We start from the raw sequence: 20,054 nt of genomic DNA on the forward strand, positions 1-20,054 counted from the left end.
CATCAACGCCGATCTTGCCAAGCGGCTCCCGATGGTTACGCTAGTTACGAATCTGCCTAGAAAACGGATAGTTGCATGATCCTGCGTATCGGCTCGCTGCTCGCCACCACGATGTTCGTTCCCCTGGCACAGGCGGCGTCGATGCCGCAGGCACCCGTCGCCGCCGTGGATGCGACCCCGCTGACCGCGAAATGGCCCGGGCCGTATCAGGGGGTGCCGCCGTGGGACAAGGTGACGCCGGCGATGTTCCCCGCCGCCTTCCCGGTGGCGATGGCCGAGATGCGCCGCGAAATCCACGCGATCCGCGACGACAAACGACCCGCGACCTTCAAGACCGTCATCGAACCGCTGCAGCTGGCCGGGGACATGATGGACCGGGTCGGGTCGATGTGGGGCGTCTATACCAGCAACCTCGCGACGAAAGAGGTGCAGGCGATCGACCGCGAATGGTCGCCGAAGCTGTCGGCGTTCAACGACGAACTGTTCCTCGATCCCAAATTGTTCGCGCGGGTGAAGGCGGCGTACGACACGCGCGCCACGCAGAAGCTGAACCCGCAGCAGCTGCGCCTGCTGGAGCGGACCTATCGCAGCTTCGTCCGGCGCGGGAGCCTGCTGACCGACGCGCAGCGTCAGCAGGTCACCGGTCTCAACCAGCAATTGTCGGTCGCCTATAACGACTTCAGCCGCAAGGTGCTGGCGGACGAGGAGACGTGGATCGTCGTCGACGATGCGAGGCAGCTGGCCGGCTTGCCCGACAGCTTCGTCGCCTCGCTGAAGGCGGCGGCGGACGAGCGGGGCTTGACTGGCAAATGGGCAATCGTGAACACGCGTTCGTCGGTCGCGCCCGTACTGACCTATGCCACCGACCGCGCCTTGCGGGAGAAGGTCTGGCGCGCGTTCGTCATGCGCGGCGACAATGGCAATGCCAACGATACCAAGGCGACGATCGCCACCATCCTGAAGCTGCGGCAGGAACGGGCGAAGCTGCTCGGCTTCCGCAACCATGCGTACTTGCGCATGGACGACACGATGGCCGGCACGCCGGCCAATGCGAAGGCGCTGATGATGCGCGTCTGGCCCGCCGCCGTGGCGCGCGTGCGCGAGGAAGTGGCGGATATGCAGGCGCTTGCCGCCAAGGACGGCGCGAACCTCACCATCGAGCCGTGGGACTATCGCTTCTATGCGGAGAAGGTGCGCAAGGCGAAATACGACCTCGATGAAAGCGAGGTGAAGCCGTATCTCCAGCTCGACAACATCCTCGCCGGTGCCTTCTATGCGGCCGGGCGTCTGTACGACCTGAAGTTCACCGAGAATACCGGGCAGATTCCGGTGTTCGAAAAGAATGTCCGCACCTTCGTCGTGACCGACGGGCGTACCGGCAGGAATGTCGGCGTGTTCTATTTCGACGGCTTCGCCCGCAGCGGCAAGCGGTCGGGCGCATGGGCGACGCGCTATCGCGGGCAGCAGAAGCTGGGCGGCGAGACGAACGTGCTGGCGTCGAACAACAATAATTTCGTGAAGGGCGCGGCCGGGCAGCCGACGCTTATCAGCATCGACGACGCGTCGACGCTGTTCCACGAATTCGGCCACGCGATCCATTCGCTGCTGCAGGACGTGACCTATCCCGGCCTTGCCGGCACGCCGCGCGACTTCGTGGAATATCCGAGCCAGGTAAACGAGAACTGGCTGCTGACCCGCGACGTGCTGGATCGCTATGCCAAGCATTACCAGACCGGACAGGCGATGCCGCAGGCGCTGGTCGACAAGATCGAGAAGTCGTCGACCTTCAACCAGGGCTTCGACACCGTCGAATATCTATCCTCGGCGATCGTCGACATGGAATTGCACGACCGCGAGACGCCGGTGACCGATGTCGCGGCATTCGAACGCGACACGCTGGCGAAGCTCGGTATGCCGAAGGAGATCGTGATGCGGCACCGCCTGCCGCAGTTCAATCACCTGTTCTCCTCGGACGCCTATTCGGCGGGCTATTATTCCTATCTCTGGTCGGAAACGATGGATGCTGATACCTGGGCCGCGTTCACGGCCACGGGGAATGTGTGGGACAAGGCGACGGCGGATCGCTTCCGCAAGACGTTGCTGTCGACCGGCAACGAAACGGATCGCAAGGATGCCTATCGTGCCTTCCGGGGCCGCGATCCGGACGTGACCGCGCTGTTCAAGCGGCGCGGCTTTCCGACGAAGTGACCTTTTTCCCCCGGCGAATGCCGGGGGAAAACTCGTATCAATTGCTACCAGCCTCTCGCCAAGCGCGTTGAAATTATATAACAAGCGTTTGTAACGAGTCTGCGCGGCCGATCGGTCGACGCAGCGGACATGGAGAGTGCATGACCGGCGACAGCCGCACGAATCTGCCGCGCCTCGCGCTGCACGTGCCCGAACCCAAATTCCGTCCCGGCGACGCGGTGGATTTCGCCGACGTCGCGGTGCCGCCGGCCGGTGCGCAGGCGCGACCCGACACCGCCGCCGCGCCCGACAGCTTTCACGACCTCAGCTACACGTTGGTCCGCGTGCTGGACGAACAGGGGCAGGCGGTCGGCCCGTGGAACCCGCGGCTCGACCCGGACATGCTGCGCCGGATGCTGCTCAAGATGGCGACGGTGCGTGCGTTCGACGAACGCATGTTCCGCGCCCAGCGGCAGGGCAAGACCAGCTTCTACATGAAATGCACCGGCGAAGAGGCGATCGCGGTTGCCGGCACCATGGCGCTCGACCGCGACGACATGACCTTTCCCAGCTATCGCCAGCAGGGCATCCTCATCACGCGTGACTATCCGCTGATCGAGATGATGAACCAGATCTACTCGAACACGGCCGACAAGCTGCAGGGCAAGCAGTTGCCGATCATGTATTCGTCGAAGGACTATGGCTTCTTCTCCATCTCCGGCAACCTGACCACGCAATATCCGCAGGCGGTCGGCTGGGCGATGGCGTCGGCGTCGAAGGGCGATACCCGCATCGCGGCGACCTGGTGCGGGGAGGGGAGTACCGCGGAGGGTGACTTCCACTCCGCCCTCACCTTCGCCACCGTCTATCGTGCGCCGGTGATCTTCAATGTCGTCAACAACCAGTGGGCGATCAGCAGCTTTTCGGGCTTTGCGGGGGCGGAGGCGACGACCTTTGCCGCGCGCGCCATCGGCTATGGCATCGCCGGGCTGCGGGTCGACGGCAATGACGCACTGGCGGTCTATGCCGCCACCGCCTGGGCCGCCGAACGCGCGCGGACCAATCAGGGGCCGACGCTGATCGAACATTTCACCTATCGTGCGGAGGGGCATTCGACCTCCGACGACCCCTCGCAATATCGCTCGGCCGGGGAACCGACCGCATGGCCGATGGGCGACCCGATCGCACGGTTGAAGGCACACCTCGTCAACATCGGCGAGTGGGATGACGATCGCCACGCGCAAATGGACCGCGACGTCGCCGAACAGGTCCGCGCCGCACAGAAGGCGGCGGAGGCCAACGGCATCCTCGGCCATGGCCTCCACCAACCACTCGACACGCTGTTCGACGGCGTGTTCGAGGACATGCCGTGGCACCTTCGCGAACAACGGGCGCAGATGATGGCCGAGGAGGAAGCCTCCGGCCGCCCCTGGGCACGCAAGGAGGGCCACTGACATGGCGCGGATGAACATGATCCAGGCGATCAATTCCGCGATGGACGTGGTGATGGACCGCGACCCCAGCGTGATCGTGATGGGGGAAGATGTCGGCTATTTCGGCGGCGTGTTCCGCGCGACTGCCGGACTCCAGTCCAAATATGGCAAGACGCGCGTGTTCGACACGCCGATCACCGAATGCGGCATCATCGGCGTCGCGGTCGGCATGGGTGCCTATGGCCTGCGTCCGGTCCCGGAAATCCAGTTCGCCGATTACATCTACCCCGCGCTCGACCAGCTGGTCAGCGAGGCCGCACGGCTGCGCTATCGCTCGGCCGGCGACTTCACCGCGCCGATCACCGTGCGCTCGCCATTTGGCGGCGGTATCTTCGGCGGGCAGACGCACAGCCAGTCGCCCGAGGGCATCTTCACGCACGTCAGCGGCATCAAGACGGTGATCCCGTCGACGCCGTACGACGCCAAGGGGCTGCTGATCGCCGCGATCGAGGATAACGACCCGGTCCTCTTCTTCGAACCCAAGCGCATCTACAACGGCCCGTTCGACGGCAATTGGGACAAGCCGGCGCAGAACTGGTCGAAACACCCCGGCGGCGAAGTGCCCGAGGGCTATTACCGGATCGAGCTGGGCAAGGCGAAGGTCGTGCGCGAGGGCAGCGACCTGACCATCCTTGCCTATGGCACGATGGTCCATGTCGCGCAGGCGACCGTGGAAGCGGCCGGGATCGATGCCGAAATTCTCGACCTGCGCACGCTGGTCCCGCTCGATATCGACGCGATCGAGGCGTCGGTGAAGAAGACCGGCCGCTGCATGATCGTGCACGAAGCGACCCGCACCGGCGGCTTCGGTGCCGAGCTGTCGGCGCTGGTGCAGGAACGCTGCTTCCACCATCTCGAAGCGCCGATCGAGCGCGTGACCGGCTTTGACACGCCGTATCCGCACAGCCTCGAATGGGCGTATTTCCCAGGGCCGGTCCGCATCGGACAGGCGCTCAAGAAGATCATGCAGGACTGACCGCCATGGCACGTTTCTCTTTCCGCCTGCCCGACATCGGCGAAGGCATTTCCGAGGCCGAGATCGTCGCGTGGCACGTCGCCGTGGGCGACCGCGTCGAGGAAGACGGCCGGCTGGCCGACATGATGACCGACAAGGCAACGGTCGAAATGGAAAGCCCGGTCGCGGGTACCGTTGTCGAACTGGCGGGCGAGCCGGGCGACCAGGTCGCGATCGGCGCGACGCTGGTCGTGATCGAGACTGAAGGCGAGGTCGTGCAGCCGGCCGAACCGGAGCGGGTCGAGGTGGAGAATCCAGGGGTCGAGGAGGTAGCATCCTCGCCGCAGACGGAACGCGAAGATCCTCCCCGGCACGGGGAGGATAAGGTGCTTGCCTCGCCTGCGGTGCGTGCTCGCGCCAAGGACCTCGGCATCGACCTCTCGGCCGTCCACCACGACGGCCCGCACATCCGCCATGCCGACCTCGACGCCTATCTCCGCTATGGCAGCGCGCAGGGCTATCGTGCGCCGCATGCCAGCCGCGCCCGCCCGGACGAAACCGTCAAGGTCATCGGAATGCGCCGCCGCATCGCCGAGAACATGGCGGCGGCCAAGCGCCACATCCCGCACTTCACCTATGTCGAGGAAATCGACGTGACGGCGCTGGAGGCGATGCGCGCCGACCTGAATGCGGCGCGTGGGTCTCGGCCGAAGCTGACCATGCTGCCGCTGCTGATCGTCGCGGTCTGTCGCACGCTGCCCGATTTCCCGATGCTCAACGCCCGCTATGACGATGAAGCGGGCGTGGTGACGCGCTTCGGCAGCGTCCATCTGGGCATGGCGGCACAGACCGATGCCGGGCTGATGGTGCCGGTCATCCGCGACGCGCAGGACATGAACCCGTGGCAGCTGGCCGGCGAGATCACCCGCCTCGCCGAAGCCGCGCGGACCGGCAAGGCGAAGTCGGAGGAACTGTCGGGCGGCACGATCACCGTCACCTCGCTCGGTCCGCTGGGCGGCATCGCGACCACGCCGGTCATCAACCGTCCCGAAGTCGCGATCATCGGCCCGAACCGCATCGTCGAACGCCCGGTATTCCGCGCGTGCGCCGGCGGCGGCGAGGAGATCGTCAAGGCCAAGCTGATGAACCTGTCGATCAGCTGCGACCACCGCGTCGTCGACGGCCATGACGCCGCCAGCTATGTTCAGGCGTTGAAGCGGCTGATCGAAACGCCGGTGCTGCTGTTCGCCGACTGACCCTCTGGTCATCGCCCGTACAGCCTTCCGGCGTCAGGATTGCCGGAACGGGAGGCTGTACGGATGATGCGAGGGATTTTGGTGGGGCTGGTGCTGACGGTGGGTGCGGCGTCGGCGGTGCCGGCGCAGGCGCCACGGGGATCGGCGAATTATGATTTCACCTATTCCTACCCGCAACAGGCCGCCCGCATCGCGCCGCTGAAGGCGTGGCTCGACACGGACAAGGCGAAGCTGCGGGCCAAGGTTGCGGGCGAAGCGGCGGAATTCCGACGCCAGACGCAGCGCGACGGATCGCCCTTCCGCAAATATGAAGCGTCGAAGGATTGGGAGGTCGTCGCGGACACGCCGCGTTTCCTGAGCCTGTCGGTTACCACCTATGGCTATTCGGGCGGGGCGCATGGCTATGGCGCGTCCGGCGGGCTGTTGTGGGACAAGCGCGCAGCACAGCGGGTCGAGCCGAAGGCGGTGTTCGTATCCCTCGCCGGGCTGGACGCGGCGCTGCGCAAGCCATGGTGCGACTGGTTGAAGCGCGAGCGGGTGCGGCGGCTGGGCGCTCCGATCGAGACCGACGATATTTTCGGTCAGTGTCCGCGGGTGAAGGAACTGACGGTTCTGCTGGGGTCGTCGACCGGCAAGGCGTTCGACCGGATCGGCCTGATCGCCGACCAATATGTTGCCGGCTCCTATGCCGAGGGGCCGTATGAGGTGACGCTGCCGGTAACGCCCGCCCTGCTGCGCGCGGTGAAGCCCGAATATCGCGGGGCGTTCGCGGTGCGCTGAATCCTCCCCGGCACGGGGAGGAGTTTCAGACGATCGCTTCCCCGAACATCAGCGCGCGAACGAACCGCACCGGCGGCGATCCGTGCGAGATTGCCGCGTCGTTATAGCGCATCAGGTCGAACTTCGCGCCCGCCCGCCGTTCGGCTTCCCGGCGCATGTCCATATGCTCGCTGTAACCGACGAAATAGCTGAGCAACTGTGTCGAGCCCAGCCGGGCGCGGGTCCACTTGCCCGCCGCCTCGCGCTCCTGCTGGAACGCGCCTTCCATCATCAGCTTCATCGCCTGTGCCTCGGTCAGGCCCTCGGTATGGATGCCGATGTCGAGCAGCGTGTTGGTGATCGACCGCATCCGCATCTTCAACACGGTCAGCTTGAACAGGGGGTCGCCGTCCAGATAATCGGCGTCCGCCATCAGCCGCTCGGCATAGACCGCCCATCCTTCGACGAACGGACCTGACGACAGCACCGCGCGCAGTACCGACTTGTTCTCGTTGCTGTGCGCGATCTGGAGGTAATGGCCCGGCATCGCTTCATGGATCGACAGGTCGTGGATCATATAGTCGTTATATTCGCGCAGGAACGAGGTCGTCTGCGCCTCGGTCCAGTCCGCCGGGATCGGCGACACGGCGTAGAAGGTGCCGAGATGCTTCTCCAGCGGCCCCGGGCTGTCGCAATAGGCGACCGACACGCCCTGTTGGAACTTGGGCATCTCGATGATCTGGACCGGCGTGGTCGGCACGCGCACCAGCTTCTTTTCGCGGACGAAGGCGGTTGCGGTCTCCAGCGTCGCGCGGGCCTTGCCCATCACCTGCGACCGGGTCGGACGGCGGGCGTAGCTCATCTCCAGCGCTGCCTCGATCGCCTTTTGCTGCTGCGCCGGGGTCGGCCTGGCGGGCGTTGCCGGGGCCTTGGGCCGGCCGCGCAGGACGAGGCGCGCGAGGTCGTACATCTCCGCCCGCGTCTCGGCGGCGGCCTTGACGGCGCGCGCCTTGATCTCGGTCCGCGAGAGGGGGGAGAGGAGGGCGAACTTCACCTTCTGATCGTACAGTTCGGAGCCAAGACGGAAGTCGCCCTTGGCTGCCGGGACCAGCACGGTGTCGAGCCAGCGCTGCTGCTCCGCCGTCGCAGCCTTCAGCGTGGCGACGGCACGGTCGAAGCGGGCGCGATCGGCGCGGCCGAGCGTCGTGCGGTGCGGGGCCAGCATGGTGTCGACGATCTGCAGCACGCCGGCATTCTGCTTGGCGACGGTCGTGGCATAGATGGCCGGCACCCGCTCGGGCACGATGCTTTCGCGCATCTGGGCGAACATCGTCGGCACCTGCTCCATCCGTTTCGTCGCGTTGCGCAGCCGCTGCGGCCACGGCGCGAAGTCGCGGGCGGCGAGCGCATAGAGCCCGCCCGAAATGGTGCCGGCCGCGCCCTGCGGGTCCCACGCAAAGGGTTGCAGCACCTCCAGCGTCCACAGCTGATAGCGCAATTCGTTGTCGAGCAGCGCGGCATCGACCTGATCGTCGCGCGACAACGATGCGCGGGGGATCGCTTCCAGTTCGGTCAGCGTCGCGCGCAGGAAGGCCGCATCGCGCTCGCGCCCTGCGGCGGACAGATCCTCGACCTGATCGTCATAGCTATGGTTGCCGAGCGCGGTGGCATAGCCCGGATGCAGCCGCGCCATGCCGTCGAGGTAGCGCTTCGCCAGCCGCGCGAAGTCGCCCGCCGGCCCGCTCTGCGCCAGCGCCGGAAAACTGCCCGCGAGCGGGACAAGCGCCATCAGCGCGACGAAATGGCGACGATACATCGTAAAATTCCCCCAAGGTCGTTGGCGCAGGCTATCGCGCGCGTGGCGCGGTACAAGCGGATTCAGGCGGCGTCGCGCAGTTCGATCGCGCGGGCGAACACCGCCGCGAACATTTCGGGCGTCAGTCGCCCGGTATTCTGGTTGTAGCGCGAACAATGATAGCTATCGATCAGCGTGATGCCGCTCGGCATGACATGTTCGGCCAGATGGGCGAACCGCGCCTTGGGCAGGCGACCGCCCAGTACCTTCACCGCCGACTGATGCGCGAGCGCGCCCAGCGCGACCACGACCCGCAGCGAAGGCATCGCGGCCAGATCGGCGTCGAGGAACGGGCGGCAGGTGCGGAGTTCCTCGGGCGTCGGCTTGTTTTCGGGCGGCAGGCAGCGGACGGCGTTGATGATCGCGATCCCCTTCGGCGCGGGGGCGTCGTCGACTTTTCCGGTGTAGGAACCGTCGGCCAGGCCCGCGGCGATCAGCGTATCCCAGAATAGCGGGCCGGACCGGTCGCCGGTGAACGGTCGTCCGGTACGGTTGGCGCCTTGCAAGCCGGGAGCGAGGCCGATGATCGCCAGCCAGGGATCGGCATCGGCCAGGGGCGCCACGGGCGCATTCCACCACGCGGGATGTTCGATCCGGAGGCTTTCGCGTACGCCGACGAGGCGCGGGCAGCGCGGGCAATCGCGCGAGGGCTCGGCGGTGTCGGACGGGGCGGCGGCGGTGGGGGTAGCGATTTCCATCGCCAGCCGATAGGCGCAGCCGATGGCGACCTCAACCTATGCGATTGCGCTCGGATCGAACCGCTGGGGCCGGCATGGTGGCCCGGCGGCCGAAATACGCGCCGCAATCGCCGCGCTGGACGGGGTGCGCGCGGTCGCTCCGATCATCGCCAGCGCACCGCTGGGGCCGTCGCTCAGGCGTTACGCCAACAGCGTGCTTTTGTTGGATACGTCACTGTCGCCGCCCGATATGCTCGCGCAGTTGAAGGAAATCGAGCGGGCTTTCGGCCGGCGGCGCGGGCGACGCTGGGGATCGCGGGTGATCGACCTGGACATCATCCTGTGGTCGGGGGGCTGCTGGCACGGCCCGAACCTGTGCGTGCCGCATATCGCGTTTCGCGAGCGGTCGTTCGTCCTGCGGCCGCTGCGGCAGGTCGCGCCGGACTGGCGCGATCCGGTGACGGGACGCACGGTGCGCCAGCTGCACCAACTGGTTGACCGCGCCCGCCCGCGGGATTAGGGGCGGGGGCTTCGTGGGCCCGTAGCTCAGTTGGTAGAGCAACGGACTTTTAATCTGTAGGTCTCGGGTTCGAATCCCGACGGGCTCACCACATCCGCACCGCCGGGATTCATCAGCGTTCGCCGTTACTTGGCGTCGCACTCGCCGATGCGTTTGCCCTCGACATGGACCTTTTGCGACATGGTCGTCTTGCCGGTCATCTCCATCTGCTGATCGGTCGTGAAGCTCGTCGGGGTGAAGGTGCCGGTTGTCTTGCCGGTCATCTGCGTGTCGCCGGGCAATTTGCAGCTCACTTCGCTCTCGATCTTGCCGCCGGTAAAGCTGTTGTTGGTGACGTTGCAGTCCGCGCCCGACTGCTTAAGCATTTCCTCCGGTCCCTTCGCCGCCTGTTCGGGCGTGATGCAGACGGTGGCGGTCTGTGCGGGCGGGTTGGCGGGCGTGCCGGCGGGCATGTTCTCCATCTTCAGGTCGCTGACCTGCGTCCGCACTTCCCATTTGCCTGGCTGCAGCTTCGGCGCTTCCGCACCCGATCCGGTTTCGGACGACACCACCTCACCGGTGGCCGAATTGCTGGTCAGCGTGGTCGAACCGGTCTTCTGGTCGCCACAGGCCGACAGTGCCAGCGCACCCAGCGCCACGAACGGGATCAGTTTCTGCACGCATCGCTCTCCTGCTATGATTTGCGAGTAACAGTTTAGCCCCGTCCTGCGTTGCAAGCGCCATGAGCGACACATTTCGTCCCGAACCCCGCCCATCCCGCCGCGTCCCGTGGAGCATCATCGGCATCGCCTCCGCCGGATTCGTCCTGCTGGCGCTGTTCTTCCTCGCCGACCGGGTGGTGCAGGGGAGCAGCTTCGCGTTCGACCGGCGATTGTTGCTGGCGCTGCGCGGGACCGACGGCGCGCCGGTCGCGTCGGAGAAATTCAGCTCGATGGTCCGCGACGTCACGGCGCTGGGCAGCACGACGGTCCTGACGCTGGTCGTCGTCTTCGTCGCGCTGCTGCTGGCCAGTACCGGGCGGTGGCGGACCGGCGCGCTGGTGGCGGCCGCGTGCGCCAGCGGCAGCTGGGCCAATGTCCTGTTCAAGCACGCCGTTGCCCGCACGCGTCCCGATCTGGTCCCGCACCTGATGGCGGAGACGTCGAACAGTTTTCCCAGCGGCCACGCCGCAAATTCGGCGATCGTGTATCTGACGCTGGCGACGCTTGCCTGGCCGCTGCTCCGCCAGCCTGCCGCGCGGGCGTTCGCGATGGCCGCGGCCGCGCTGCTGGTCGTCGCGATCGGGATGAGCCGGGTCTATCTGGGCGTGCATTGGCCGAGCGACGTGCTGGCCGGGTGGCTGTTCGGCGCGCTGTGGGCGATCGGCTGGTGGCGGATCGAACTGCGCGTGCTGGGCGGGCGGTAACGACGGAAACCTTTGCGAGCGTCGGTCCGGCGAGGTACGTTAGCGCAAACAACGACATGATGGAGGGATGGATGACGAAGCGGCTCGCCCTGGTATTGGCATCGTTGCTCGTGAGCGCAGGCAGCGCGCAGGCGCAGGTCGCGCCGACCGGCGGCCCGCCAAGTTCCGTCCCCAATGCCGAGGATACGACGCGCGGCGTCGGCAGCGACCGCGACCAGCAATTCGCGCTCGACCGCATTCGCGACGAGGCGGGGACCACGGTCGACGCCCGCGCATCGCGCCGCAGTTCCAAGACGATCGTCGCCGCGACCGCCGCCGACCTGACCGTCGGCGCTTCGGTGTTCGACAAGACCGGCGCGCCGCTGGGCACGATCGAGGCGGTCAAGCCGGACGGCGTGCAACTGCTGGCGGGCAGTTCGCGGGCGATGGTGCCGGCGGATGTGTTCGGCAAGATTCGCGGACAGCTGGTGCTGAACGTGACGAAGGCGGAGTTCGTGCAGCAGACCGGCGGCGCACGCTGATTTACCCGGATGTCGTGCCGGCGAAGGGTGGGTTCCTGCAAGGACGGTATGCCGGAAGAGCTGCGTGAGGCGCGAACCCTCGCTTGGGCGGCAACTGCGGGGCTGGCGGTGCCGGCGGCTTGGCGAGATCCGGTGAGCGGTTTCGCACGCAAGCCAAGAGCTGCGTACCCTTGCGCAGGCAAAGGGGCAGAGTAACGGCAGTACGGCGTTCGTGGCTCTGAATCCCCGCCTTCGCGGGGATATGCGCACAGGCCAGCGCTTCTACCCGCCCAGTTGCGCCAGCAACGTCTTGGCCGCGAGCGTCTCGGCCTCCTGCTTCGACGTGCCGGTGGCTTCGGCCGCCGCAAGTTTGCCGATGGTCACGCGGACGGTGAAGCGCGGGGCGTGGCCGGGGCCGCTCTTGTCGACGATGGCATATTCGGGCGGGCGGCGGTTGTTCGCGGCGGCCCATTCCTGCAACGCCGACTTGGGATGGCGCGGCACGCGCAGCTGCGCATCGATCCGGGTGCCCCAGAGCGCGCGCACCAACGCCCGCGCGGCGTCATGGCCATGGTCGAGATAGAAGGCCCCGATCAGCGCCTCCATCACGTCGCCCAGCACATTGTCGCTGTCGCCCGCGCCATCGTCGCGCGCCTGCTTGCCGAGCTTCAGGTGCGGCACCACGCCGATGTCGCGCGCGATCTCCGCACAGACCGCGCCGGTCACCAGTGCGTTGAACCGTTTCGACAGCGCGCCTTCGCTTTCCGAAGGGAAGCGTTCGTAGAGCCATTCGGCGACGGCAAGGCCCAGCACGCGGTCGCCGAGAAATTCGAGCCGCTCATAGGTTGCCCTCGCCGTGCTGCCATGGGTCAGCGCGCGGGCATAGTCGTCGATCCGGGTCGGTGCGCGGCCCAGCGCCTGCGCGACCCAGCCCTCCAGTGCGTCGCTCAGAAGCCTTCCCCGATCCGGTTCCAGCGCGCCGCCGACACCCAGGTCCATGGCAGCAGCCACTGCGCCGAGCCATCGGTCGAGAAGAAGTTCACGACGGCCTTGCCCTCGATATTCTCCAGCGGGACGATGCCGATGCCGCCGCCTTCGCGTGCCGGGAAGCGGCTGTCGGCGCTGTCGTCGCGATTGTCGCCCATCAGGAAGGCATGGCCGGCCGGCACGGTGAACACGCCGGTATCGTCCGCCTCGGTCGTGCCGAGGTCGAGGACGTTATAGCTCTTGCCGTTCGGCAGCGTCTCACGGAACTGCGGATAGGCGCAGACCGGTTTGTCGGCGACGACCTTCTGGAAGCTGTAGTCGCAGTCGGTGTTGGGCGAGACCGGCGCGATCCAGTCGGCGATACGCTGCTTCGGAATCGCCTTGCCGTTCAGGAACAACTGGCCACCGCGCATCTGCACCGTGTCGCCGGGGATGCCGATCACGCGCTTGATATAGTCCTGCTTTGCCGTCGGTGGTGCCTTGAACACCACCACGTCGCCGCGGGCGGGCGTGCTGGGCAGGATGCGGCCAGGGATCAGCGGGATACCCCATGGCAGCGAATAGCGCGAATAGCCGTAGTTCCATTTGGTGATGAACAGATAGTCGCCGATCATCAGCCGCGGCTGCATCGACCCCGAGGGAATCGAGAAGGGCGAGAACAGGAACGACCGGATGATGAACACCACGATGGCGAGCTTCAGCAGGAAGACCATCAGGTCGGCCCCTTCCGAACGCTTCGGCTTGGGGGCGGGCGCGGGCGGAGTCGGCGTCGGAGTTGCCGGTACGGGGTCGAGAGCCATGGAACGAGCCATGCTTGCGCCGGGGCGAGGCGTCAAGCGGGTTGGGGTAGGTGGGTCCTTCGCTCCTTCGCCAACCGTGTCGCTTCAACGCAGGCTGAAGCATCCTTGGGGCGGGCGTTGCGGGTCCCACGGGGAGACCCCAGCCTGCGCTGGGGTGACGTGCTTGTAGAGGGGATAATGGGTCCCGTCGCGTCACAGCCAAGCACGTCACCCCAGCGAAGGCTGGGGTCTCTCTCGGCTCAAACGATGTCGTTGAACAGATCCCGCCATTCCGGGTTCGACTCAGCAATCAACCGGTGTTTCCATTCGGTACGCCATGCCTTCAGCGCCTTTTCGCGACGGATCGCGCTCTCGATGTCGTCGTGTCGTTCGGCCAGAACAAGCGTCCTGATCCCGTATTTCCGGCAGTAGGCAGAGCCTTCGTCGCGGCGGTGCTGCCACACCCGTGCAGCAAGGTTGGCCGTCACGCCGACATAGGTCATGCCGAACGGGCGATTTGCCATGATGTAGGTCCAGCCCCCGCGCATGTGACGGGCGTATCGTGCTGCGGGGGGAGATGCCAGCCTGCGCTGGCATGACGTTCTTTGGAACGGCGGTAGGCAGAGCAGGGTAGAAGACAGTGGACCTCCCCCCGGTCCCCGCTCTAGGGCTGCGCGCATCCTAACCGACGACAGCACGAGGGACGATATGGCGATGCAGGACTGGTCCGCGATCGAAGGGCTTGGCAGCACGAAGCTGACCGAATTGTTCGCAAATGATCCCGACCGGCTGGCCAAGCTGACCGTCGATGTCGGCGGACTGCATTTCGATTTCGCCAAGACGCATCTCGACGATGCCGCGATCGCCGCGTTCACCGGTCTTGCCACCACCATGGAACTGGCCGCGAAGCGCGATGCGCTGTTTTCCGGCGCGGTGGTCAACGTCACCGAAGGTCGCGCCGCGACCCATACCGCCGAGCGCGGCGAGGGCAGCCCGGACGACGTGGCGCAGGCGCGCGCGTTCCAGTCGCGGATGCGGCAGGTGATCGACGCGATCGAGGCGGATGCGTTCGGTCCGGTCCGCCACATCCTGCATGTCGGCATCGGCGGGTCGGCGCTCGGCCCCGACCTGATCTTCGACGCGCTCGGGCGTGACGAGGACAAGTACGACGTGGCGATCGTGTCGAACGTCGACGGCGTGGCGATGGAAGAGGCGGTGAAGGGGTTCGATCCCGCCGCCACATTGCTGGTCGTCGCGTCGAAAACCTTCACCACGACCGAGACGATGCTGAACGCCGAGTCGGCGATGGCGTGGATGCGCGAGGGCGGGGTCGAGGACCCGTTCGGCCGCGTGATTGCGCTGACCGCGTCGCCGGACAAGGCGGTCGAATGGGGCGTCGACGAAACCCGCGTGCTGCCCTTCGCCGAGTCGGTCGGTGGACGCTATTCCCTATGGTCGACGTTGGGGTTCCCGTTCGCGCTGGCGCTGGGGTTCCAGGCCTATGAGGAGTTGCTGGAAGGTGCGGCCGAGATGGACCGGCATTTCCGCCTGACTGACCCTGCGAAGAATGCGCCGGTGTTGGCCGCCTTTGCCGACCTCTATTATTCGCAGGTGAAGGGTTGCGAGACGCGGGCGACCTTTGCCTATGACGAGCGGCTGCGGTTGCTGCCCTCCTATCTCCAGCAGCTGGAGATGGAATCGAACGGCAAGTCGGTGACGGCGGCGGGTGAACCGCTGGGGCGCAATTCGGCGGCGATCACCTGGGGCGGCGTCGGCACCGATGCGCAGCACGCGGTGTTCCAGCTGCTGCATCAGGGCACGCGCATCGTGCCGCTGGAATTCGTCGCAGTGATCGAGGCGGGCGATACGCTCGACCCGTCGCATCACCGGCAGCTGCTGCTGAACGCCTTTGCGCAGGGGGCGGCGCTGATGGCGGGCAAGACCAATGCCGATCCGGCACGGGCCTATGCCGGCGACCGGCCGTCGTCGACGATCCTGCTCAAGGACCTCGACCCGCGCACACTGGGCGCGCTGATCGCTTTCTATGAGGCGCGGGTGTTCGTGAATGCGGCGCTGCTGGGCATCAATCCGTTCGACCAGTTCGGGGTCGAGCTTGGAAAAGAAATGGCGAAGGCAGCCGATGCGGGCGGTCAGACGTTCGATGCGTCGACCAACGACCTTCTGGCACGGGCAGGACTTGCATGAGCGATTATGATTACGACCTTTTCGTCATCGGCGCGGGATCGGGCGGCACCCGTGCCGCCCGCGTATCGGCGGCGCATGGCGCGAAGGTGGCGGTGGCGGAGGAATATCGCGTCGGCGGGACCTGCGTCATCCGTGGCTGCGTGCCCAAGAAGCTGTTGGTGTACGGCGCGCACTTCGCCGAGGACCTGCGCGACGCGAACGCGTTCGGCTGGGACGTGCCGCCGCAATGCGACTTCAGCTGGCCGCGGCTGCGCGACAATGTGCTGAGCGAGGTCGACCGGATCAACGGTGCCTATACCAGCACGCTCGAAAACCATGGCGTGGATATCATTCACGAGCGCGCGACCGTCACGGGTCCGCATTCGGTGAAGCTGTCGGGCGGGCGTGAAGTGACGGCCGAGCGCATCCTGATCGCGGTCGGGGCAAAGCCGGCGGTGCCGTCGTGCCCGGGCGCGGAGTTCGGCATCACCTCGAACGAGGCGTTCCATCTCGACGCGATCCCCAAGCGCATCCTGATCGCCGGCGCGGGCTATATCGCCAACGAGTTTGCCGGGGTGTTCCACCAGTTCGGCGCGCACGTCATCCTCATCAACCGCACCGACGTCATCCTGCGCGGCTATGATGAATCGATCCGCGACCGGCTGCTGCAGATTTCGATGACCAAGGGCATCGAGTTCCGCTTCCATGCCGAGTTCGAGGGAATCGAGAAGGGCGACGACGGCTGCCTGACCGTCAAGATGTCGGGGCATGAGCCGGTGACGGTCGACATGGTGATGTTCGCGACCGGCCGCGTGCCCAATACCGAAGGGCTGGGGCTGGAGAGTGCCGGCGTCGAACTGGACGACAAGGGCGCGGTGAAGGTCGACGACAAGGCGCAGTCGACCTGCCCGTCGATCTTCGCGGTGGGCGACGTCACCAACCGCGTGCAGCTGACCCCGGTCGCGATCCGCGAGGGGCAGGCCTTTGCCGACCGGACCTATGGGGGCAAGGATGTGACGCTCGATTACGACTGCATTCCGAGCGCGGTGTTCAGCCATCCGCCGATGGCGGGCGTCGGCATGACCGAGGGCGAGGCGAAGACCAAGCTCGGGTCGGTCAAGGTGTATCTGTCCGATTTCCGCCCGATGAAGAACGTGCTGGCCGGCCGCAACGAACGCGCGCTGTACAAAATGATCTGCGAGGAGACGACCGGGCGGATCGTGGGCCTGCATATGATCGGTCCGGACGCGCCGGAGATCTTGCAGGCGGCGGCGATCGCGGTGAAGGCCGGGTTGACCAAGGAGCAGTTCGACCAGACGGTCGCGCTACACCCGACGATGGCCGAAGAACTGGTGCTGATGAAGTAATTCCCGCTCCTCCCCATTCATGGGGAGGGGGACCATGCGCAGCATGGTGGAGGGGGTGGGCCGCATACGGAACCGTTGCGTTGCGCAGCGATCCCCCTCCACCAGCTTCGCTGGTCCCCCTCCCCGCGGAGCGGGGAGGATCTTCAGCCCTCCGCCAGGATCGCATCCGCCTCGCTGGTCGCTGCCCCGCCGACCCGTTCGCCGATCGTTGCCGTGACCGCGACGTTCATCGTGACGTTACCCAGCGTCCGCACGATATCCGGCAGCGTTTCCACCGCCACCAGCAGTGCCAGCGGCTCGACCGGCACACCCATCGCCACTGCGATCGGCGCGATGGAGGAGACGAAGCTGATCTGCCCCGGCAGGCTGGCCGCGCCCATCGTCGTGATCGCGCCTGCCGCGATCCCCGCCGCAATCTGCCCGGCGCCCAGCGGCACGCCGAAGACATGCGCGACGTACAGCGCGACGCCGACGTTCATCGCCGGTCCCGTCGCGCGGAACAGCGCCACCGCCATCGGCAGCACCACGCCCGACGTCGCCACCGGCACCCCGACATCGCCCGCGCCCTTCAGCATCGCGGGCAGCGAGGCGAGCGAGCTTTGCGTCGAGATCGCGACCGCCTGTGCCGGCGCCGTCGCCTTCAGGAAGCGACCGATCGGTACGCGACCGCCGAAGCGGGCCAGCGGATAGGCGAGCAGCCAGATGCCCAGCCCGACGCTCATCAGCACCAGCACATAATGGATCAGCGCGCCGAACGCCGCCGTGCCCGCGCGTGCGCCGACGACATAGCCCAATGCGAACACGCCGATCGGGCCAAGCCACAAGACCCAGTTGATGACGATCAGCATCGTGTCGGCAATCGCCTGGAACAGCCGCACCAGCACGCCGCGATTGTCCTGCGGCAGGCGGGTGAGCGCAAAGCCGAAGACGAGGGTGAACAGGATCAGTGGCAAAAACTGGTCGTTCGCCGCCGCCGAGACCGGATTGGTCGGCACGATCGCGACGAGGAAGTCGGTGAAGGGCGGCACCTTGTCGACCGGGGCGGCGGTGCCGAAGGTCGATCGCAACGCCTCAGCCGCCGTATTGCCCAGCGGGAACAGGTCGAGCAGCGTCAGGGTGAACAATGCCCCCAGCGCCGACGACGTCCACAAAATGACGATGAACAGTAAAAGCGATCGGGTGGCGATCCGCCCGGCGCGTGCGGCCTCCGCCGTCTGGGCGATGCCGGTGATCAGCAGCGACACCACTAGCGGGACGATGGTCATGCGCAGGGCGTTGAGCCACGCGGTGCCGATCGGTTCGGCGATGGCAATCCCCGAAACGGCGGTGTCGGGTGACTGCCCCGCCAGCACCACGCCCAGTGCCAGCCCCGCACCCAATCCCGCCAAAATTCGTGTCGCCTGCGACATGCTCGCCCTTTTGATAAAGTGGCGGTAATACCCCGCCCAACCGAACGCTCAACCTGAAGGCGTATGTGACGATGGCAAGGAAATATTTTGGTACCGACGGTATACGCGGGCTGACCAACACCAAGCCGATGACCGCCGAGATGGCGATGCGCATCGGCATGGCGGCGGGCGCGCACTTCCGCCGGGGCGACCATCGTCACCGCGTGGTGATCGGCAAGGACACGCGCCTGTCGGGCTATATGCTCGAAAATGCGATGGTCGCGGGCTTCACCTCGGTCGGCATGGACGTGGTGCTGGTCGGCCCGTTGCCCACCCCGGCGGTGGCGATGCTGACCCATTCGATGCGCGCCGACATGGGGGTGATGATCTCCGCCAGCCATAATCCGTATCAGGACAATGGCATCAAGCTGTTCGGGCCGGACGGATACAAGCTATCCGATGCCGACGAACTGGCGATCGAGGAACTGATCGACAGCGAGATCGAGCTGTCGGCGCCGGGCGATATCGGCCGCGCCAACCGGATCGAGGATGCGCGCGGGCGCTATATCCACTTCGCCAAGTCGACCTTCCCGGAAAATCTGCGGCTCGACGGGATGAAGCTGGTCGTCGATTGCGCGAACGGTGCCGCGTACAACGTCGCCCCTTCGGCATTGTGGGAGCTGGGCGCGGAGGTCATCGCGATCGGCGTGACCCCCAATGGCAAGAACATCAACGACCGCGTCGGATCCACCGCACCGCAAACGCTGTCGGAGACGGTGGTGGCATCGGGCGCGCAGGTCGGCATCGCGCTGGACGGCGACGCCGACCGGCTGATCGTCGTCGACGAGGCAGGCAAGGTGATCGATGGCGATCAGTTGATGGCGACGATCGCCGCCAGCTGGGCGCGCGCCGGACGGCTGAAGGGCGGCGGGTTGGTCGCGACGGTAATGTCGAACCTGGGGCTGGAGCGGCATCTGGCGGCGCAGGGGCTGGGGCTGGTGCGGACCGCTGTGGGGGACCGCCACGTCCTCGAGAAGATGCGCAGCGCCGGCTATAATGTCGGCGGCGAACAGTCGGGGCATATCATCCTGTCCGATTATGCGACGACCGGCGACGGGCTGGTCGCGGCGTTGCAGGTGTTGGCCGAAATCCAGCGCGCGGGCGCTCCGGCGAGCGAGGTGCTGCACCGCTTCGATCCGCTGCCGCAGCTGCTCAAGAATGTCCGCTTCGCCGGGGGCAAGCCGCTTGACGACCCGCGGGTCAAGGACGTGGTTGCCGGCGTCGAGGCGGAACTGGCCGGGCGCGGGCGGCTGGTGCTGCGCGCATCGGGTACCGAGCCGGTGATCCGCGTGATGGCGGAGGGCGACGATGCCGCCCATGTCGAACAGGTCGTCGACCGCATCTGCGACGCCGTGCGGCAGGCGGCGGGCTGATGCTTGCCATGAAACCGGCGTGCGAACGGTGCGACGCATCGCTGCCCGCGGCGGCGCATGGGGCGTTCATCTGTTCGCACGAATGCACCTTCTGCGCGGATTGTGCGGACGAGCTGGACGAAGTTTGCCCGAACTGTCGGGGTGAGCTGGTGGATCGGCCGACCAGACGCAAGTAACGATCCTCCCCGCTCCGCGGGGAGGGGGACCAGCGTAGCTGGTGGAGGGGGGCGTCCGCATACGGAACCGTTTCGTTGCGTGGTCAGCCCCCTCCACCATCCGCTGCGCGGACGGTCCCCCTCCCCATGATAT

The 20,054-nt window shown here is 66.4% G+C and carries 19 protein-coding genes and 1 tRNA gene; 13 read left to right on the forward strand and 7 right to left on the reverse strand.

All coding sequences use genetic code 11. From position 1 onward, the window contains the following. Positions 1 to 75 precede the first annotated feature (75 nt). The 5 genes from MF609_RS09770 to MF609_RS09790 all read left to right on the forward strand — a co-directional run bounded on the left by MF609_RS09770 (position 76) and on the right by MF609_RS09790 (position 6,671). Positions 76 to 2,208, forward strand: coding sequence for a M3 family metallopeptidase (locus MF609_RS09770; RefSeq protein ID WP_242416130.1), 2,133 nt, complete (start codon positions 76 to 78; stop codon positions 2,206 to 2,208). A 140-nt stretch (positions 2,209 to 2,348) separates the two neighbouring features. Beyond that, positions 2,349 to 3,641 (forward strand): 3-methyl-2-oxobutanoate dehydrogenase (2-methylpropanoyl-transferring) subunit alpha, encoded by a 1,293-nt coding sequence (locus MF609_RS09775; RefSeq protein ID WP_242416131.1) that lies wholly within the window; start codon positions 2,349 to 2,351, stop codon positions 3,639 to 3,641. Positions 3,642 to 3,651: 10 nt separating this feature from the next. Next, entirely contained in the window at positions 3,652 to 4,656 is a 1,005-nt protein-coding gene (locus tag MF609_RS09780; RefSeq protein WP_277991176.1) for an alpha-ketoacid dehydrogenase subunit beta, read from the forward strand. 5 nt (positions 4,657 to 4,661) lie between these two features. Next, complete coding sequence (locus tag MF609_RS09785) at positions 4,662 to 5,891, forward strand: dihydrolipoamide acetyltransferase family protein (RefSeq protein WP_242416133.1); 1,230 nt, start codon at positions 4,662 to 4,664, stop codon at positions 5,889 to 5,891. A gap of 63 nt (positions 5,892 to 5,954) precedes the next feature. Then, the gene (locus MF609_RS09790) at positions 5,955 to 6,671 is read left to right on the forward strand and encodes a DUF4163 domain-containing protein (protein ID WP_242416134.1); all 717 of its coding nucleotides are present in this window, start codon (positions 5,955 to 5,957) and stop codon (positions 6,669 to 6,671) included. Between the two features lie 25 nt (positions 6,672 to 6,696). Here the strand turns inward: MF609_RS09790 and MF609_RS09795 are convergent, their stop codons facing one another. Both MF609_RS09795 and MF609_RS09800 read right to left on the reverse strand, forming a co-directional pair. Continuing rightward, on the reverse strand, positions 6,697 to 8,466 hold the full coding sequence (locus MF609_RS09795) for a DUF885 domain-containing protein (RefSeq protein ID WP_242416135.1): 1,770 nt from the start codon (positions 8,464 to 8,466) through the stop codon (positions 6,697 to 6,699). Positions 8,467 to 8,528: 62 nt separating this feature from the next. Continuing rightward, complete coding sequence (locus tag MF609_RS09800) at positions 8,529 to 9,203, reverse strand: uracil-DNA glycosylase (RefSeq protein ID WP_242416136.1); 675 nt, start codon at positions 9,201 to 9,203, stop codon at positions 8,529 to 8,531. A gap of 22 nt (positions 9,204 to 9,225) precedes the next feature. Here MF609_RS09800 and folK point away from each other — a divergent pair, with 22 nt between their 5' ends. Further along, a complete protein-coding gene (gene folK, locus MF609_RS09805) occupies positions 9,226 to 9,702 on the forward strand; it encodes a 2-amino-4-hydroxy-6-hydroxymethyldihydropteridine diphosphokinase (protein WP_242416137.1) in 477 nt (158 codons plus the stop codon). Positions 9,703 to 9,717: 15 nt separating this feature from the next. After that, positions 9,718 to 9,793 (forward strand) — tRNA-Lys (locus MF609_RS09810). Positions 9,794 to 9,827: 34 nt separating this feature from the next. On the opposite strand, the gene MF609_RS09815 is transcribed toward MF609_RS09810, so the two are convergent. Next, a complete protein-coding gene (locus MF609_RS09815) occupies positions 9,828 to 10,361 on the reverse strand; it encodes a DUF3617 family protein (protein ID WP_242416138.1) in 534 nt (177 codons plus the stop codon). A 62-nt stretch (positions 10,362 to 10,423) separates the two neighbouring features. Between MF609_RS09815 and MF609_RS09820 the strand changes: the two genes are divergently transcribed. Together MF609_RS09820 and MF609_RS09825 are read left to right on the forward strand one after the other, a co-directional pair. Beyond that, on the forward strand, positions 10,424 to 11,107 hold the full coding sequence (locus MF609_RS09820) for a phosphatase PAP2 family protein (RefSeq protein WP_242416139.1): 684 nt from the start codon (positions 10,424 to 10,426) through the stop codon (positions 11,105 to 11,107). A gap of 71 nt (positions 11,108 to 11,178) precedes the next feature. Beyond that, positions 11,179 to 11,628, forward strand: coding sequence for a hypothetical protein (locus tag MF609_RS09825; RefSeq protein WP_242416140.1), 450 nt, complete (start codon positions 11,179 to 11,181; stop codon positions 11,626 to 11,628). Positions 11,629 to 11,889: 261 nt separating this feature from the next. Here the strand turns inward: MF609_RS09825 and rnc are convergent, their stop codons facing one another. From rnc to MF609_RS09840, 3 genes are all read right to left on the reverse strand, one after another. Beyond that, positions 11,890 to 12,606: a ribonuclease III gene (gene rnc, locus MF609_RS09830; protein ID WP_242416141.1), complete on the reverse strand. Its 717-nt coding sequence runs from the start codon at positions 12,604 to 12,606 to the stop codon at positions 11,890 to 11,892. Next, the gene (gene lepB, locus MF609_RS09835) at positions 12,555 to 13,394 is read right to left on the reverse strand and encodes a signal peptidase I (protein ID WP_419723089.1); all 840 of its coding nucleotides are present in this window, start codon (positions 13,392 to 13,394) and stop codon (positions 12,555 to 12,557) included. The genes rnc and lepB overlap by 52 nt, the downstream gene beginning before the upstream one ends. A gap of 239 nt (positions 13,395 to 13,633) precedes the next feature. Beyond that, on the reverse strand, positions 13,634 to 13,921 hold the full coding sequence (locus MF609_RS09840) for a GIY-YIG nuclease family protein (protein WP_242416142.1): 288 nt from the start codon (positions 13,919 to 13,921) through the stop codon (positions 13,634 to 13,636). Positions 13,922 to 14,087: 166 nt separating this feature from the next. Here MF609_RS09840 and pgi point away from each other — a divergent pair, with 166 nt between their 5' ends. Next, the gene (pgi, locus tag MF609_RS09845) at positions 14,088 to 15,578 is read left to right on the forward strand and encodes a glucose-6-phosphate isomerase (protein ID WP_242416143.1); all 1,491 of its coding nucleotides are present in this window, start codon (positions 14,088 to 14,090) and stop codon (positions 15,576 to 15,578) included. Then, positions 15,575 to 16,924 (forward strand): glutathione-disulfide reductase, encoded by a 1,350-nt coding sequence (gene gorA, locus MF609_RS09850; protein ID WP_242416144.1) that lies wholly within the window; start codon positions 15,575 to 15,577, stop codon positions 16,922 to 16,924. The genes pgi and gorA overlap by 4 nt, the downstream gene beginning before the upstream one ends. Positions 16,925 to 17,067: 143 nt before the next feature. Here gorA and MF609_RS09855 read toward each other — a convergent pair whose 3' ends face one another. Beyond that, a complete protein-coding gene (locus tag MF609_RS09855; protein ID WP_242416145.1) occupies positions 17,068 to 18,333 on the reverse strand; it encodes a dicarboxylate/amino acid:cation symporter in 1,266 nt (421 codons plus the stop codon). Positions 18,334 to 18,404: 71 nt separating this feature from the next. Here MF609_RS09855 and glmM point away from each other — a divergent pair, with 71 nt between their 5' ends. Both glmM and MF609_RS09865 read left to right on the forward strand, forming a co-directional pair. Continuing rightward, positions 18,405 to 19,745 carry a phosphoglucosamine mutase gene (gene glmM, locus MF609_RS09860; protein WP_242416146.1) on the forward strand — a complete coding sequence of 447 codons (1,341 nt, stop codon included), beginning with the start codon at positions 18,405 to 18,407 and terminating at the stop codon, positions 19,743 to 19,745. Further along, on the forward strand, positions 19,745 to 19,921 hold the full coding sequence (locus MF609_RS09865; protein ID WP_242416147.1) for a DUF1272 domain-containing protein: 177 nt from the start codon (positions 19,745 to 19,747) through the stop codon (positions 19,919 to 19,921). The genes glmM and MF609_RS09865 overlap by 1 nt, the downstream gene beginning before the upstream one ends. Positions 19,922 to 20,054: the final 133 nt, after the last annotated feature.

Source organism: Sphingomonas panni, assembly GCF_022664435.1.
GTDB classification, from domain to species: domain Bacteria; phylum Pseudomonadota; class Alphaproteobacteria; order Sphingomonadales; family Sphingomonadaceae; genus Sphingomonas; species Sphingomonas panni.

Bases quoted from the DNA above. Each gene is read 5' to 3' on its own strand.
- MF609_RS09770 (WP_242416130.1), top strand. From the start codon at position 76: ATGATCCTGCGTATCGGCTCGCTGCTCGCCACCACGATGTTCGTTCCC.
- MF609_RS09775 (WP_242416131.1), top strand. From the start codon at position 2,349: ATGACCGGCGACAGCCGCACGAATCTGCCGCGCCTCGCGCTGCACGTG.
- MF609_RS09780 (WP_277991176.1), top strand. From the start codon at position 3,652: ATGAACATGATCCAGGCGATCAATTCCGCGATGGACGTGGTGATGGAC.
- MF609_RS09785 (WP_242416133.1), top strand. From the start codon at position 4,662: ATGGCACGTTTCTCTTTCCGCCTGCCCGACATCGGCGAAGGCATTTCC.
- MF609_RS09790 (WP_242416134.1), top strand. From the start codon at position 5,955: ATGATGCGAGGGATTTTGGTGGGGCTGGTGCTGACGGTGGGTGCGGCG.
- MF609_RS09795 (WP_242416135.1), bottom strand. From the start codon at position 8,466: ATGTATCGTCGCCATTTCGTCGCGCTGATGGCGCTTGTCCCGCTCGCG.
- MF609_RS09800 (WP_242416136.1), bottom strand. From the start codon at position 9,203: ATGGAAATCGCTACCCCCACCGCCGCCGCCCCGTCCGACACCGCCGAG.
- folK (WP_242416137.1), top strand. From the start codon at position 9,226: ATGGCGACCTCAACCTATGCGATTGCGCTCGGATCGAACCGCTGGGGC.
- MF609_RS09820 (WP_242416139.1), top strand. From the start codon at position 10,424: ATGAGCGACACATTTCGTCCCGAACCCCGCCCATCCCGCCGCGTCCCG.
- MF609_RS09825 (WP_242416140.1), top strand. From the start codon at position 11,179: ATGACGAAGCGGCTCGCCCTGGTATTGGCATCGTTGCTCGTGAGCGCA.
- rnc (WP_242416141.1), bottom strand. From the start codon at position 12,606: ATGGACCTGGGTGTCGGCGGCGCGCTGGAACCGGATCGGGGAAGGCTT.
- lepB (WP_419723089.1), bottom strand. From the start codon at position 13,394: ATGGCTCTCGACCCCGTACCGGCAACTCCGACGCCGACTCCGCCCGCG.
- MF609_RS09840 (WP_242416142.1), bottom strand. From the start codon at position 13,921: ATGCGCGGGGGCTGGACCTACATCATGGCAAATCGCCCGTTCGGCATG.
- pgi (WP_242416143.1), top strand. From the start codon at position 14,088: ATGCAGGACTGGTCCGCGATCGAAGGGCTTGGCAGCACGAAGCTGACC.
- gorA (WP_242416144.1), top strand. From the start codon at position 15,575: ATGAGCGATTATGATTACGACCTTTTCGTCATCGGCGCGGGATCGGGC.
- MF609_RS09855 (WP_242416145.1), bottom strand. From the start codon at position 18,333: ATGTCGCAGGCGACACGAATTTTGGCGGGATTGGGTGCGGGGCTGGCA.
- glmM (WP_242416146.1), top strand. From the start codon at position 18,405: ATGGCAAGGAAATATTTTGGTACCGACGGTATACGCGGGCTGACCAAC.
- MF609_RS09865 (WP_242416147.1), top strand. From the start codon at position 19,745: ATGCTTGCCATGAAACCGGCGTGCGAACGGTGCGACGCATCGCTGCCC.